This window comes from Asaia spathodeae NBRC 105894 (assembly GCF_025994195.1).
Lineage (GTDB): Bacteria > Pseudomonadota > Alphaproteobacteria > Acetobacterales > Acetobacteraceae > Asaia > Asaia siamensis.
The window spans coordinates 118,895-134,007 of the sequence record NZ_BAPY01000003.1 but is presented as its reverse complement, the minus strand read 5'-3'; the positions used below and the strand labels follow the sequence as shown (position 1 = coordinate 134,007).

Sequence of the window (15,113 nt, the reverse complement as noted above, 5' to 3'; positions counted from 1 at the left end):
TTCATCTGATCGCTTACACGCAACAGCCGCACCCCTCGTGCGGCTGTTGTCGTTTCTGGCCGATGACAGACTGACTGACCCCGACCATGCTCGATATCATTGTTCTCGGCAGCGGCGCGGGGGGTGGCTTTCCCCAGTGGAATTCGAACGCCCCCGCCTGCCGCGCCGCTCGCGAAGGCCGAATTCCATCCCGCAGCCAGGCATCCCTTGCCGTCAGCAGCGATGGCCGGAACTGGTTTGTGCTCAACGCCTCGCCCGATCTGCGCGCGCAGATTCTGGCAACCCCTGAATTACAGGCCCAGACCGGGCTGCGCTCGACCCCGATACAGGGCGTCATTCTGACCAATGGCGAAATCGATTCCATCACCGGACTGCTGACCCTGCGCGAGCGTGAGCCTTTCCGGCTCTATGCCACGCAGGCGACACACGCCCAGCTCGATGCCAACCCGATTTTCGAAGCGGTCAACCGCGAGATCGTCCCGCGCCTCGTTCTCGATGACACCGCACCGATTGCCCTGCCCAACAAGGATGGCACATTGTCTGGCCTGACCGTGAGCGCCTTCGACGTTCCCGGCAAGGCGCCGCTCTATGCCGAGCATCTGCCCAGCCAGAAGGGCGAAACGATCGGGCTCGAGATAACCGATGGCGAACATCGCCTGATCTTCCTGCCAGCCTGTGCAGATCTCACCCCGGAGATACGCGCCCGCATCCGTCACGCCGATGCCCTGTTCATGGAAGGCACGCTCTGGCGCGATGACGAGATGATCCTCGCCGGGCTCAGCCCCAAGACGGGGCTGCGCATGGGCCATATCTCCATGTCCGGCCCCGAAGGCATCATCGCCACGCTGCATGACGCACCGGCGCACCGCGTTTTCATTCACATCAATAACTCAAACCCTGTCCTCATTCCGGATTCTCCGGAACGCCGGACGGCAGAAGAAGCAGGCTGGACCATCGGAGAAGATGGTCTGCGCCTGACATTGGGAGCATCATCATGACGGTTCTTACCCCCGACGCCCTTGAAGCCCGCCTGCGTGAAATCGGCGCCGAGCGCTATCACAACCGCCACGCGTTTCATCGCGCCCTTCATGATGGCAAGCTCAGCCGCACACAGGTTCAGGCCTGGGCGCTGAACCGCTATTATTATCAGGCATCCATTCCCGTGAAGGATGCGACCCTTCTTGCCCGACTGCCCACGGCAGAACTGCGCCGCGAATGGCGCCGTCGCCTTGAGGATCACGATGGCAACGAGCCGGGCACGGGCGGCATTGCACGCTGGCTGAAACTGACTGATGGTCTCGGCCTGTCGCGCAGCTATGTCGAGAGCCTGCAGGGCATGCTCCCTGCAACGGGCTTCGCCGTTGAGGCCTATGTGCATTATGTGCGTGACCGCTCCGTGCTGGCAGCCATTGCCTCGTCTCTGACCGAACTCTTCTCGCCGACAATCATCAGCGAGCGCGTTTCGGGCATGCTGCGCCATTACGACTTCATCTCGGAAGAGACGCTGGCCTATTTTGCCCCGCGTCTCACGCAGGCACCGCGCGATTCCGATTTTGCTCTGGCCTATGTGAAGGAACACGCCCGCACGGCCGAACAGCAGAAAGAGGTCATCGATGCGCTGATCTTCAAATGCAATGTGCTCTGGACGATGCTCGATGCCCTTGAGCATGTGTATATGGAAGGCCATCCCGCTCCCGGTGCCTTTGCCGGGGCTCATACCCCAGAGGCTTTCAGCGCGTGAGCGTCTCCGAAGACAGCATTCTGAAATTTACCCGCGGTCATCGCCTTCAGCATGACCGCGTGCGCGACGTCTGGCTTATCCAGGCGCCCGAGAAAGCCTTCATCGCCGATCCGATCGCCGCTGCCATTCTGCAGCTTGTCGATGGCACCCGACCGCTCAGCGTCCTGATCGATACGCTGGCCGAAACCTATCAGGCGCCACGTGAGACCATTGCAGGCGATGTGCAGACCCTGCTCGCTTCGCTCATCGAGCAGAAAGTGCTGAGCGCATGAGTTTCGCGCCGCCCCCCATGAGCCTGCTGGCCGAGCTGACCCATCGCTGCCCGCTTGCCTGCCCCTATTGCTCCAACCCCCTCGCCCTCGATCGCCGGGCTGCGGAGATGGAAACGGCGGACTGGCTGCGCGTGCTTGATGAGGCGGCTTCTCTGGGTGTGCTGCAGGTTCATTTTTCCGGCGGCGAGCCCATGGCGCGCCATGATCTGCCCGAGCTCGTGCGCCATGCCAGCAAGCTCAACCTCTATACCAATCTCATCACCTCGGGCGTGCTCATCAACGACGCCACGCTCGAAGCCCTTGATACGGCAGGGCTCGATCATATCCAGCTCTCGTTTCAGGATGTCGATGAGGCAGGGGCCGAGCGCATCGGCGGGCTGCGCGGCGCTCAGGAAAAGAAACTGAATGCGGCGCGCCTGATCAAGGCACGTGGCATTCCGCTCACCCTCAATTTTGTCGTGCATCGTGAAAACGTCGCGCGTGTGCCCGAGATGCTGGATCTGGCCCATGAGCTCGGTGCGGGCCGTGTCGAGATTGCCCATACCCAGTATTATGGCTGGGGCCTGAAGAACCGCGATCTGCTGATGCCCTCAGCCGCGCAGCTTGAAGCCTCGACCGAAGCCGTGGTGAAGGCACGCGCCCGCTTCGGCAACAGCCTCGCCATCGACTATGTCACCCCTGACTACCATGCCGACCAGCCCAAGCCCTGCATGGGCGGATGGGGTCAGCGTTTCGTCAACATCACCCCGTCCGGCAAGGTGTTGCCCTGTCATGCCGCCGAGACCATTCCCAATGTGGTCTTCCCCAACGTTGCCACGGAATCCCTCGGTGCGATCTGGCAGGACTCCCCGCTGTTCAACCTGTTTCGCGGCACGGACTGGATGCCCGAACCCTGTCGCAGCTGCAGCCTCAAGGAAGTGGACTGGGGCGGCTGTCGCTGTCAGGCTCTCGCCCTGACCGGTGACGCTTCAGCGACCGATCCTGTATGCGCCCGCTCGAACCAGCATGCACTGGTCATGGAAGCCGCCACTGCCGGTCACGATGGCGAGTTTCTTTATCGACGGTTCGGAGCGATCTGAAGGGCAGACGGGGCTCTGCCCCGTTCCCCGCCAAAGGACAGTCGTCCTTTGGAAACCTGATTTGATTCAAAGCGGGGATCGAAGGGGCTCGCCCCTTCGCGGGTCCAGGGCAGAGCCCTGAAAACCGGTCACCCCGAAAATGGTCGTGCCACGATCATGATGACAATCACGACCATCAGAAGCGTCGGCACCTCATTGGCAATACGATAGAAGCGCTCCTGATGCAGGCGCTGATCGGCAGCGAACTCGCGACGCCAGCGGGCGCAGAAACCGTGAAAGCCGCAAAGCAGCAACACGGTAACGAGCTTGATCCACCACCAGGGCGCAGACCAGTCGATCAATCCGGGAAGAGAGGCGAGGAGTCCACCCGAAAGGAGCGTGACGATCATGGCAGGCGTCATGATGGCGCGCAGAAGGCGGCGTTCCATGATCTGGAAGCGGGCGCTTTCATCGGTGCCGGGGGCAACTTGGGAATGATAGACGAAAAGCCGCGGCAGATAGAAATTACCCGCCATCCAAGAGGTAAAAGCCAGGATGTGCAGCACTTTGAGCCAGGGAAACCAGGGCATGAGGGCACTCATCTCGCTTGCTCCTTCAATACACCGGCAAGAACGGGCACGAGCTCGTCCAGATGGGCAATGCGCTTCAATCCGGGCCAGTCATGGGCGGGAGGCGGTCCTTCAGCCCTGAGCAGGATACAAGCCATACCCGCATCATGCGCAGCCTGAACGCCAGTATCGGAATCCTCGATCACCACGCAGCATGACGGGTCGATGTTTTCCTCTGATGCGGCATGAAGGAAGACATAAGGATCCGGCTTGGGGCGCATCATGTCGCGAGCCGAATGGACCCGATGACGCGGAAAGAGAGAAGAGAAACCGACACGGTCGAATTTCACTTCCATTTCTGGCCAGGAGGAGTTCGAGCCGACCCGGAAGGGAAGACCCAATGCGGCAACGCCTTTCAGCATGGCTGCAGCACCATCTATAGGCACCGCCTCGTCGCGCATCAGTTCGACCAGCTTGTCCTGCATGATCGCGACATAATCAGCACCGAGATCATGCCCTGTTTCGGCTTCAAGCTCGCGTTTGACCTGAGCCAGCGCCTTGCCCGCAAAACGCTCGAGCGATTCTTCATCGCTGAGGTCAATACCATGCTCGCGGGCCACACGCGCCACAAGGCGGCAGGAGGGCCCTTCGCTGTCGATCAGCACGCCGTCGCAATCAAAGATCACAAGGCGCAACGCACCCGAGGGAGACAGGGCATGGACCATGGCTCTCAGCCGATAGCACGCACGGCATTAACCAGGGCCCCGACATGCTCCGGCGGGGTCTCGGGCATCACGCCATGGCCGAGATTGAACACATGCGGACGGCCCTTGAGGGCGTTTCTGATCGTATGCGCCTCATCGATGAGAGCCTGGCCGCCATTCTTGAGAATGATCGGGTCGAGATTGCCTTGCAGTGCCAGTGTGTCGGGGCAGAGCGCGGCCATCTGGGCCATATCGACGGAGGTGTCGCAGGCCAGGGCATCCACGCCTGTTTCACGGGCATAGTCGATCGCCATCAGACCGGCGAGACGAGGGAAGCCGATGATCTTCACGCCGGGTCGAGCGGCGCGAATACCCTGCACGATACGCCGTGTCGGGGCGATCACGTGCTGGCGGAACTGCGACGGAGGCAACAGACCGGCCCAGCTGTCGAACAGCATGACGGCTTCGGCGCCCGCCTCGATCTGGCCGATCAGCATGTCGGTCGTGGCCTGTGTCAGCAGGTCGATGAGATCGCCATACAGGGCAGGGTCCTGCAGGGCCATGGCGCGTGTCACGCCGAACTCGCGTGAACTCCCGCCATCGACCATGTAGCAGGAAACCGTGAAGGGGCTGCCAGCAAAGCCGAGAAGTGTCGTGGGCTGCGGAAGCTCACGGGCCAGAATCCGCAAGGTTTCCTGGATCGGCGCGACGATTTCGGCTACGCGTGACGGAGACAGTGCCTCCAGAGCAGCGCGATTGCGGATCGGCTCCATGACCGGACCGCGGCCTTCGATGAATTTCAGATCCTGACCCATGGCCCAGGGCAGGACCAGAATATCGGAGAACAGAATGGCGCCATCCATGGCATAGCGGCGGATCGGCTGAAGGGTCAGCTCTGCGGCGATGTCGGGGGTGGTACAGCGCGTCAGGAAATCGGCCTTGGCCCGTTCGGCCCGGAACTCGGGCAGATAGCGACCGGCCTGACGCATCAGCCAGATCGGAGGGGGCCAGACCGCCTCTCCCTGGAGGACACGCAGGAGCGGTTTTGCAGGGTTCGGCTGAGGTGAGATTTCGCTATCCATACCGACCAATAATCATAAAAGAAAAAAGAAAGATATCCTGTCGGATAGGTTGATCCCTGTGGATGACGGGGTACCCATCTTTCCGAAAACGTACCCCGACTTACCAACACTGTGTACAAACGATAAAGCCTTTGGTTTGAAGCATTTGCGTAAGTTATCCCGAAATACCCACAGAAGGGCTGTGTACAACCCACCGGTACCGCCAGAAAAAGTACAATCCACGGTACTCGGTACATCGGCTCTCGAAGCCTCGTACAATCCCCATGTACCCCAGTACTGACGGTACTCATTCACCCCCCTTACAGAAGGAGACGCCTTATGGAGTCGGCATATGCGAATCCGGGCACAGCCCGCCTGTTTCTCGCCAGCGGATCGACGGCGCGGCTTGGTTTGCTACGGGATGCGGGTCTTGAGGTCATATCCTGTCCCGTAGGGATTGATGAGGCTGTGATCAGAGACAGGATGAGGGCTGAAAAACGGTCTCATGGTGCTATCTCTCTGGCGCTCGCTGATGCCAAAGCTCTAGGGTTTTTCAGGAAAACCAATTTTATGAGCGCCGATTTTGTCATCGCAGCAGACCAGATTCTGGAGTGCGATGGCATCGGTTTTGACAAGCCTGAATCACTCGATCAGGCGCGGGAGCAGCTACGTCATCTCAGGGGGCGTACGCATCATCTTCAGACGGCGCTGGTGCTCTACAGAAACGGCCAGAAGCTCTGGGAGCATCTGGCAAGCCCGAAACTGACCTTCCGTGACTTCAGCGAAGCGTTTCTCGACACCTATATAGCAAGCGAGGGAGATGCCCTTTTGTCCTGTGTGGGGGCGTACAGACTCGAAGGGATGGGTGTACAGCTTTTCGAGACGATCGATGGCGACCATGACGCGATATTGGGTCTGCCTCGCCTGCCCCTGCTCGCTGTACTGCGTGAATACGGGGTGGCGAAAAAATAGTGTATTAGGGGCTTGTCAGAGGATAAGCCCCCCGCTATACCCGCGCCACTGGCCTAACCCAAGGGGCCGGTTTTGATACGGCGGGGCCATAGCTCAGTTGGGAGAGCGCCTGAATGGCATTCAGGAGGTCGTCGGTTCGATTCCGATTGGCTCCACCATCATCCTCAAAAAATCAGATCATACTGCACTGCGACGAGCCTGAGCTCGCGGCTTCTGTGCGTCTGGCCTCTGGAAAACGCCGGTTTTCCGATCTGAGCCGACTGATCATCCCTGTCCTTCCCTGTCATCGCGGGCCCTGATTCCGCCTTTTCAATCAGAGGCGTCAGGAGATCTTGCAGCCCGGCTCGCCTCCGCTTGTCGAGAAAAGACAGGCTCTTCGAAACACGTCAGATCGCCTTGAGCCCTGGCATCGGTTTGCTCCCTTGCTCTGGCTGAAGGCTTTCACGATAAAATGGTTGATATGCAAACCATATTCGTGTTCTGTCCCTGCATTCAGGAAACGAAACCAGATGACAGAGCCATGACCCTTTTGCGTTCCACTTCTTTTCGGGGGCCTTTTGCGCTGTGGCGCCTTATCCCCCTGCCCGCCATCGCACTCAGCGGGTGTACACGGGCGCCGTTGCAGGATGTGCTTGGCTCTTTCTTCCCTTCCTGGATGCTCTGCGCCACGCTGGGGGCAGTCGCTGCCGCGTTTTTGCGCGCGGTTCTGGGCGTCTTCAATCTGCAGCAAGCCGTGCCTGCGCCGATGCTGACCTATCTCGCCTTCATGGTCGCCATCACGTTCGTGGTGTGGCTGATCTTTTTCGGTCACTGAGATGACGTCCGGTTTTTCAGGGGCGGACGCCCCTGTCATTCCCGCATCACGCGAATGTCTCTTTCCGATCGGCTGGCTTGTGCCGGTCGCGGAGCGGTTTCAGGCGGTATTTTCATGAGTTCTCTCCCCTCCCGCATCGGGGGCATCGCGCTCCTGATTCTTTCTCTCGCCGCCTGTGTCATCACCGGTTTCATGGTTCTGGGTCGGCTGCATGATCGCCCGAGAACCGAAGATGCCTATATAGCGGCCAATATCGTGCATCTGGCCCCCGAGGTCAGCGGGCGCATTGTCACCCTGGCAGTACATGACAATGAGAAGGTCCGGCGCGGGCAATTGCTCTATGTGATCGACCCGGAGCCCTATACCTACCGTCTGCAACAGGCCCAGGCTCAGGTCGACGGGCTTCAGGCGCAGATCGATGTACAGACCAGCCAGGTCAGTTCGCAGATCTCCCATGCAGGGGCCGAAGCCAGCGCCGTGCAGAGTGCCCGTGCCCGTCTGGCTCTTGCCCAGGCCACCCAGAACCGCCTTACCCCACTGGCGGGCCAGGGCTTCGTGACGCGTGAAGCGCTCGATCAGGCCAGAACGGAGACACGCAGTGCGGAAGCTTCGCTGCAACAGGCGCTTCAGTCTGCCGTAGCCGCGCATCAGGCCGTGCGCAGTGTCGCCCCTCTTCGTGCCGATCTGGCTGCGGCACAGGCCCGGCTGCGTGAGGCAGAGCGCGATCTGCGTCTGACGACCGTCAGGGCGCCCTGCGATGGTGTCGTAACCGATCTCAATATCAGCGCAGGTGAATACGCAACGACGGGCAAGCCTGTCTTCACGCTTGTCGATAGCGAGATCTGGTGGGCAATCGCGAATTTTCGCGAAACCCAGCTCGTGGGGCTGGTTCCGGGGCAGAAGGTCAAGGTCTATGCCATGGCTCAGCCCGGCAAGCCGATTACCGGCACATTGGAAAGCCTGAATGCTGGTGTGGTTCCTGATGAAGGCACCAGTGCCGGTGGCCTGCCCAAGGTGCCGCGCACCCTGAACTGGGTGCGCATTGCCCAGCGTTTTCCCGTGAGGATCAGGCTCGATAATCCGCCGAGCGATCTGATGCGCATCGGTGCGACGGTTGTTGTGGTTGTCATGCGATGACTTCTGTCCGGCAGGATATGGCTGGGGCCGTGCGCCCTCACAAGGCGCATGATACGCCATCGACCTTCTCGTTTCTGAAAAAGGAGATGGCGACCACCCCCGGGCGCACCCGTAATACGGTGCTGCTGGTTGTTCAGGTGATCGTGACGATCCTGATCGGCGAGACGTTTCGTGTGCCCGATCTGCCGGTTCTGGTCTTCATCTGCTTCTTTCTCTCGGGAAATGACGCCGCCTCGAATACGAGCACCGCAATCATGGGTGGCGCGGTCATTGTGGCGGGAACGGCACTGACCATCCTGCTGATGATGGCGAGCCTCTCCGAGCCGGGGCTCAGATTGCCTCTCATGCTGCTGCTGACGCTGGCGGCGGGCTTTCTGTCAGAGGCCATGACCATGGGGTCTCTGGCCAATATCCTGCTGTTCTGGATCGTCTATATGTCCATGAGCGCGGATATGCTCGAGACGGTCGGCTACTCACTCGACGGCTTCATTGGCAACACGACAGACAGCGCCGTGCCCGATGCCGCTTTCATGCCGCCGGAAGAGGCCATGCTGCACACGCTGCTCTGGGTCGGGGCAGTCTTCATCATCGCGCTCGCGATCATCGCCATCGTCAATCGCCTTGCCGGGCACGACCCGCTGACCATGCTGCGCGATGGTCTTGCCAGGCGTTTCGAGGCGGTGTCGCGCGCCTGCGAAATAGGTGCCATGCCTCAGACACAGGACATCGGGGCGATCAAGGGGCTGGCGGAACAGGGCGTGGCGCAGCTCAGGCAGTTTCATGATCTGAGCGCAAAGATTCACCCCGAAATGTCGCGCCACCATGTCGGCCTTGCGATGATCCGCAACGCGGCGCGTCTGGTCATGATCGTGCTGGCCTGGAGCCAGCTTGGCCGGGAGGAAGGCAAAGATTTCCTGCAGCGTATCGGGCAGATCGTCGCGCAATGTGGCCATGTCTACAAACACGGGCGCGAGCGCGTGCCTGCGATCGATTTCGATCAGGCCGAACTCGAGGCACTCGCAGCCGGATTTCGCGATGATCCCAGGCTCTATCCGCTTGCTATCGAGTTCATTCGCAGCCTGACGATCATCCACGGGCTTCTGATGCGTCCTGAAACGACCGCGCCGAGCTTTGCCCCTGAAATCAAGGCTGCCGCGCAGGGTTTTTTCAAGCCGGATGCCTTCAGAAACCCGGCCTATCCGCGTTCTGCCGTACGGATCGCCCTCAGTGTCGTCATCTGTTACGCCATCACCCGCTTCACGTCATGGCCGGGTATCCAGACCTGCGTGGTCACCTGCTTTCTGGTCTCACTCGGCACGGTCGGTGACAGTGTGCACAAGATGCTGCTGCGCGTGGTCGGGGCCATGATCGGGGCGGTTTGCGGTATTGGCACGATCCTCCTTTTCATGCCGTCTCTGACCGATTGCGTCGACCTCATCCTCGTTGTTCTTCCGGTGGCGGCTTTTGCCGGCTGGATCAAAAGCGGCAGCGAGCGCATCTCCTATGCCGGGGTGCAGATTGCCATGGCCTATTTCATGACGATTTTGCAGGGATACGGCCCGACGCTCGATATGGAGACAGCGCGTAATCGCGTGGTGGGCATCATCATCGGCAATGTCGTCGTCTATCTCATGGCGGCTGCGCTCTGGCCGGTCAGTGCAACCAATGTGGCCCGCAAGCATCTTGCCGGTGCTGTCAGACAGCTTGGTGATCTGATTGTGCTGCGTCGCAGGAACCCTGATGCCGCGGTGGATATCAGCCAGGAGATCGAACGTGAGAAATTCGGTCGTGCGGTAGCGGCTACCCGCATGGCCCTGCGCAACGCGCCTTTTGAGGAAGAACGCCTCAAGGGCGGGGGCGCCATGCCTGATATCACCCTGCCTCTGGTGACCGATATCCAGATGCTGGCGATCCCTGTTGCCGTTATTTCCGATGTGCGACGCGAGCCGGATGAAGCGGCGCGTGATTATGTCTCGACGATGCGCGCGTGGTTCAACGAGCTGGCGCAATGGCTCCATGACGGCCGTGACGGGCTTGCGCTGCAGACCCGCCTGCCAGCCGTTCCTGTGATCGAGGATGACGCCCAGCGGATGGTCTGGTTCGGCCTGCTCGACGAACGCGCCCGCCAGATCCTGCAGACTTACGACCCCGATGCTTGCGGACAGGAAGGCGCTGCCTGATGTCCCGCCCTGTTACCCGGATTTTCCCGATGACCCGACCGGCCCTTTCTCTTATCGTTGCGGCAGCGCTGCTGGCAGGCTGTAACGACACCCGAGACCTTGCCCCTCAGACCGCTGATCATGCCTGGCACCCGACCACCAGCACCGGCCTCGTTCTGCCTCCCGATATACGCCACCCTGCCGTAACGGGTGAGGCAGGCGTGGGGCAGATCGTTGCGGGTCGTGCTGCCACGGCTCTGCCTGACGTATCGGACCGGGCACTCAGCCTGCCCCAGCTGATCGATCTTGCCGAGCGCAACAACCCGCGCACACGCATTGCCTGGGAGTCAGCCAGACAGGCCGCTATCGGTGTTGGCATGTCGCGTGCGGCCATGCTGCCGCAACTGACCTTTTCGGCCATGGGCGGGTTTCAGCGCATGGCTTTGCCTCTGCCCAATTACCTGTCGAGCCGTGGTTATCTGACCTCGAACGGGGCAGCGGCTTTCCCGAAGCTGGAACTCGATTACCTGCTGCTCGATTTTGGGCGCACACGAGCCCAGATCAGAGAGGCCAAATTCCAGACCCTGGCAGCCAATTTCGGTTTTTCGGCTGTGCATCAGGAGCTGATTCTTGACGTGATCAGCGCCTATCACCAGCAACAGGCCGCGCAGGCCATTGTCGCGGCGTCGCATCATGCGGTCGATAACATGGCGCTGCTGTTGCGGGCGGCACAGTCGCGTCACGATCATGGCGAGGCGACGATCATCGATGTTGCCACGTCCCAGCGTAATCTGGCCCAGGCACGTTTTGATCTCGACAAGGCCGTTGATGCCGAACACGGCGCGCGCCATGCCCTGCTTGAGGTGACGGGTCTGCCTGCGACGCTTGCCCTGGCCATCGAGCCCGTGCCGGCGCGCGACTTGCCGCATAGCTCGCCAGAGCAGATCAGGCAGCTCGTCAACCAGGCCCTGGCCTCGCGTCCCGATCTTCTGGCCGATATCGCCAAACTGCGCGCGTCAGACGAGGCGGTGCTGGCGTCGAAGGCCGCGCTGCGTCCGCAGATTTCGTTCGTCGGCACGATGTCAGGCTATCTGGGTGCGCTCAAGACCTATGGCACGGGGCGTTCTGCTCCGGCGTCCGCCATTGCCCAGCCCGAAGCCGGGGCATTTCTTCAGGTCAGCTGGCCGATCTATCAGGGCGGATTGCGGGCCAATGCCATTCACATGGCGGAATCCCGTCGCGAGGCAGCCGAAGCCACCCTGCTCAAGGACAGGCTGAGTGTCGAGCGTCAGGTGGCTGACAGTCAGGATGCGCTCGAAACCGCTCTGGCTCAGGTCAAATCGGCGCAGGTTCTCAGTGATGCAGCGCAGACCGCCAATGAAGGGGCGAGCCAGGCCTATGCCCATGGTGTCGGCACGATGACGGACGCATCAACGGCTGCGGCTGCCCTGTTCGAGGCGCAGGCGTCGCTTGCCGTGAGCATTGCTCAGGCTTTCACGAAGGCTGCGGCGCTGGCCCATGCCACGGGTCAGCTCGATCTGGCCAATAACATGCCCGATGATCTGTCGGTGGCGGCACCATGAGCCTGCTTGCTGACGAAACGCCTACACTTGGGCGCATGATGGCGCTGATCGCACGGCGCTGGCGACAGATTCTGGATGCAGGGCTCAGGCCCCACGATCTGACGGACGCCACCTGGCAGCCTCTGCTGGAGTTGCAACGTCACGGCAGGCCGCTTCACCCCAAGGAAATTGCCGACGCGCTTCTGCTCGATAAATCCTCGATGGTGCGGATACTGCGCACACTCGAGGAAAAGGGTTTTGTGACACGCACGCCCGATGAAACGGATCGACGGGCTTTTTTCGTCAACCTGACCGAGGCGGGTGATGTCCGTCTTCGGGAAGTAATGCGGCTTTCACGCGCGATCGAAATGCGGGCGATTGCCGGCGTGGCAGAAGAAGATCTTGCTGCCACGCGTCGCGTATTAAGGGCGATCCACGACGAGATCCAGTCGGTCGAAACCTCCCTCTGATCTTCTGCGGGACTCAGGCTTCGCTTTCGAGCACGGCCTTGAGAGCAGCCAGGGTCAGACGTACCTTATGCAGTTCGGCGTTGTAGCCCATGGCGCCCAGACGCCAGATCTTGCCGACAAGCGGGCCGAAAGCCGTGCCGATCTCGATCTGGTATTCGTCGCGCATACGGGCGCGCACGCGCTCGCCATTGACGCCTTCAGGAATATACACGCCGGTCACATTGCTCATGCGATAGGCGTCCTGCCCGTAAAGCGTGAGACCGAGGCCACGCAGCCCTTCGGCTATCGCCTTGCCAGCCGCGACATGGCGGGTGAAGCGGTTTTCGAGCCCTTCTTCCAGAGCCAGACGGGCGCATTCGCGTGCTGCATAGAGCATCGACGTGGCTTCGGTGTGGTGGTTCAGGCGCTTTTCGGACCAGTAATCCATCACCATCGCCAGATCGAAATAATTCGAGCGGATGAACGGGCGTGTGCCGTCACTGATATCATCCCGACGGATGCCGCTCTCGACCTTTCGTCTTGAGAAGATGAACTCTGCGGCCCTGTCCGAAATGGTGATGGGTGCGCTACCCGGCGGGCCGCCCATGCATTTCTGAAGCCCGGCGGAAATGACATCTATTTCCCATTCATCGGTGCGCACCGGCATACCGCCCAGCGTTGCCGTGGCATCGACATAGGACAGTGCGCCATATTTGCGGCACAGCGCCCCGACCCCTTCAAGCGGCTGGGCCGTGGTTGTCGAGGTGTCGCCATGAATGGCGGCGAAGACAGCGGGGCGATGTTCGGCGAGAGCTGCCTCGATCTGGGCCAGTGTCGCGACCTGTCCCCATTCGAGATCGATCGTGGCGATATCGGCACCGAGACGCTCGGCGATCTCGCCAAGCAGCATGCCGAAGCGGCCGGAGCGAATGAGCAGCACTTTTGCACCCGGCTCGATGAGCGAGGTCAGGGCGGCCTCGATACCGGCACGGGCAGAGCCGTCGATCAGGAAGGTCCAGCGGTTTTGGGTCATGAAGACCTGACGATAGAGATCCATCGTCTGGTTCATGTATTCCGTCATCTCGGGGTCGAACTGGCCGAGCATGTCAGCACCCATCGCCCGCAACACGCGGGGGTGCACATTGATGGGTCCCGGCCCCATCAGCAGGCGCTGGGGGGGATCGATCTCACCGTAGAAGTTGCTCACCGTTCTTCTCCAACTCGCTTGATGAAACTGACCAGCGTGCGATGCGCGGCCTCGACATCGTCACTTTCGACGGCTTCCGCCGGATTATGGCTGATACCGCCTTCGCAGCGGATGAACAGCATGGTCATTGGTGCCAGATGGGCCATGATCATGGCATCATGGCCTGCCTGACTCAGCAAGACCGGCGGGACATGGCCCGTCGCCTCGATGATGGCCTCACGCAGGGTCGCGTTCAGGGCCTCATTGCACAGGGCGCCCTGCAGATCCTGCACCTGTTCGCACTCGAGCGTGACACCGCGCCTGCGGCTGATCGCCTCCAGCGTTTCCAGAACCTGTCTTGCAGCTTCCTCGCGCAGGCCCGGTGTGACCGCGCGGATGTCGACAGTCATGACCACGTGACCCGGCACGACATTCGGGGCGCCGTTTTCGACAGTCAGAAAGCCCACCGTCGTGACCAGATCGTCAGGGCCAGCCGCGCCTATGGACTCGATTGCCGTTATGGCTTCGGCCGCCGCTGCGAGCGCATCGCGACGTTCATGCATGGCTGTGCCCGCATGGGCAGCCTGCCCTTTTATTGTAACGCGGTAGCGATACTGGGAGGCGATACCGCGCACCAGACTAACGGGCAGACTTGCCCGTTCGAGATGCGGTGCCTGCTCGATATGCGCCTCGATATAGGCCAGCACGTTCTCTCGCTTGGCTGTCCTGAAACGTGTGGACGAAAGGCCCCAATCCGCGAGGGCCTGGCGCAGGGTAATCCCCTCGCGATCGGTGACGCCCTCGTCAATTGTCTGGGCCAGACCCGCAGCCGAACGCGACCCCATCATATAGGTGGAGAAGCGTGAGCCTTCCTCATCTCCAAAACCGATTACTTCAAGAGCGAAAGGGAAGCGCTGCCCGGAGCGACTGAAATGCGCGACAGCCTCGATGCCGAGCATGACACCCAGCATGCCGTCATAACGCCCGCCATCGCGCACGCTGTCGACATGCGAGCCCAGGAGCAGAACCGGCGCATCCGGTGTCGTTCCTGCATAATGGCCGATGATATTGCCAACCGCATCGGTCTCGACACTCATGCCGGCTTCATCCATCCACTGGGCCAGACGCCCGAGCGTCGCCCTGTGAGCAGGACCCAGATAGGGGCGGAACAACCCGTCAGCCTGGTCGCTGTAGGGGACTGTTCCGAGTTCGTCGCAACGGGCCTTGGCCCGCGCGCCACCAGCTTGAATTTTTGACGTCACGATCATGTATACAAGAATGTCTCAAGGCGGGGCGAAAGACAATCGAAAGGTGAGGTCATCGGTAAAACCCGATTCGGCGTTCGATCTTAGAGGTTCTGAAAAGCCCTCTTTCGAACCTCGTCCCTGCTGCCAGGTCTATGTGGCGGCTTGGAGAGCATCTGACCTGA

Annotated in this window: 15 protein-coding genes and 1 tRNA gene; 11 read left to right on the top strand and 5 right to left on the bottom strand. The window is 60.9% G+C overall.

What is annotated here, in order from left to right; translation table 11 throughout:
- The first annotated feature begins 86 nt into the window (after window positions 1–86).
- From pqqB to pqqE, 4 genes are read left to right on the top strand one after another with little or no spacing between them, the layout of a single operon-like run.
- Window positions 87–998: a pyrroloquinoline quinone biosynthesis protein PqqB gene (pqqB, locus tag AA105894_RS03355; protein WP_267310480.1), complete on the top strand. Its 912-nt coding sequence runs from the start codon at window positions 87–89 to the stop codon at window positions 996–998.
- Entirely contained in the window at window positions 995–1,741 is a 747-nt protein-coding gene (pqqC, locus tag AA105894_RS03350) for a pyrroloquinoline-quinone synthase PqqC (protein WP_188427144.1), read from the top strand. Before pqqB ends, pqqC begins: the two co-directional genes overlap by 4 nt.
- Window positions 1,738–2,013, top strand: coding sequence for a pyrroloquinoline quinone biosynthesis peptide chaperone PqqD (pqqD, locus tag AA105894_RS03345; protein ID WP_267310479.1), 276 nt, complete (start codon window positions 1,738–1,740; stop codon window positions 2,011–2,013). Before pqqC ends, pqqD begins: the two co-directional genes overlap by 4 nt.
- The gene (gene pqqE, locus AA105894_RS03340; RefSeq protein ID WP_267310478.1) at window positions 2,010–3,092 is read left to right on the top strand and encodes a pyrroloquinoline quinone biosynthesis protein PqqE; all 1,083 of its coding nucleotides are present in this window, start codon (window positions 2,010–2,012) and stop codon (window positions 3,090–3,092) included. Before pqqD ends, pqqE begins: the two co-directional genes overlap by 4 nt.
- A 128-nt stretch (window positions 3,093–3,220) precedes the next feature.
- Here pqqE and hemJ read toward each other — a convergent pair whose 3' ends face one another.
- Genes hemJ through hemE form a run of 3 tightly spaced genes read right to left on the bottom strand, consistent with a single transcriptional unit; the run spans window position 3,221 to window position 5,426 of the window.
- Complete coding sequence (hemJ, locus tag AA105894_RS03335; protein WP_267310477.1) at window positions 3,221–3,673, bottom strand: protoporphyrinogen oxidase HemJ; 453 nt, start codon at window positions 3,671–3,673, stop codon at window positions 3,221–3,223.
- The gene (locus tag AA105894_RS03330) at window positions 3,670–4,365 is read right to left on the bottom strand and encodes an HAD family hydrolase (RefSeq protein ID WP_267310476.1); all 696 of its coding nucleotides are present in this window, start codon (window positions 4,363–4,365) and stop codon (window positions 3,670–3,672) included. Before AA105894_RS03330 ends, hemJ begins: the two co-directional genes overlap by 4 nt.
- A 5-nt stretch (window positions 4,366–4,370) precedes the next feature.
- A complete protein-coding gene (gene hemE / locus AA105894_RS03325) occupies window positions 4,371–5,426 on the bottom strand; it encodes a uroporphyrinogen decarboxylase (protein ID WP_267310475.1) in 1,056 nt (351 codons plus the stop codon).
- A 318-nt stretch (window positions 5,427–5,744) separates the two neighbouring features.
- Between hemE and AA105894_RS03320 the strand changes: the two genes are divergently transcribed.
- The 7 genes from AA105894_RS03320 to AA105894_RS03290 all read left to right on the top strand — a co-directional run bounded on the left by AA105894_RS03320 (window position 5,745) and on the right by AA105894_RS03290 (window position 12,519).
- The gene (locus tag AA105894_RS03320) at window positions 5,745–6,377 is read left to right on the top strand and encodes a Maf family protein (RefSeq protein WP_267310474.1); all 633 of its coding nucleotides are present in this window, start codon (window positions 5,745–5,747) and stop codon (window positions 6,375–6,377) included.
- Between the two features lie 82 nt (window positions 6,378–6,459).
- Window positions 6,460–6,535 (top strand) — tRNA-Ala (locus tag AA105894_RS03315).
- Window positions 6,536–6,897: 362 nt separating this feature from the next.
- On the top strand, window positions 6,898–7,191 hold the full coding sequence (locus tag AA105894_RS03310) for a YtcA family lipoprotein (RefSeq protein WP_267310473.1): 294 nt from the start codon (window positions 6,898–6,900) through the stop codon (window positions 7,189–7,191).
- 114 nt (window positions 7,192–7,305) lie between these two features.
- Entirely contained in the window at window positions 7,306–8,328 is a 1,023-nt protein-coding gene (locus AA105894_RS03305) for an efflux RND transporter periplasmic adaptor subunit (RefSeq protein WP_267310472.1), read from the top strand.
- Window positions 8,325–10,508 (top strand): FUSC family protein, encoded by a 2,184-nt coding sequence (locus AA105894_RS03300; RefSeq protein ID WP_267310471.1) that lies wholly within the window; start codon window positions 8,325–8,327, stop codon window positions 10,506–10,508. Before AA105894_RS03305 ends, AA105894_RS03300 begins: the two co-directional genes overlap by 4 nt.
- A complete protein-coding gene (locus AA105894_RS03295; RefSeq protein WP_267310470.1) occupies window positions 10,508–12,070 on the top strand; it encodes a TolC family protein in 1,563 nt (520 codons plus the stop codon). The genes AA105894_RS03300 and AA105894_RS03295 overlap by 1 nt, the downstream gene beginning before the upstream one ends.
- Window positions 12,067–12,519, top strand: a complete 453-nt coding sequence (locus tag AA105894_RS03290) for a MarR family winged helix-turn-helix transcriptional regulator (protein WP_188427155.1) — start codon at window positions 12,067–12,069, stop codon at window positions 12,517–12,519. Before AA105894_RS03295 ends, AA105894_RS03290 begins: the two co-directional genes overlap by 4 nt.
- A 13-nt stretch (window positions 12,520–12,532) precedes the next feature.
- On the opposite strand, the gene AA105894_RS03285 is transcribed toward AA105894_RS03290, so the two are convergent.
- Window positions 12,533–13,660, bottom strand: a complete 1,128-nt coding sequence (locus AA105894_RS03285; protein WP_267310514.1) for a pyridoxal-phosphate-dependent aminotransferase family protein — start codon at window positions 13,658–13,660, stop codon at window positions 12,533–12,535.
- A 41-nt stretch (window positions 13,661–13,701) separates the two neighbouring features.
- Window positions 13,702–14,952 (bottom strand): allantoate amidohydrolase, encoded by a 1,251-nt coding sequence (locus AA105894_RS03280; protein ID WP_267310469.1) that lies wholly within the window; start codon window positions 14,950–14,952, stop codon window positions 13,702–13,704.
- Window positions 14,953–15,113 lie beyond the last annotated feature (161 nt).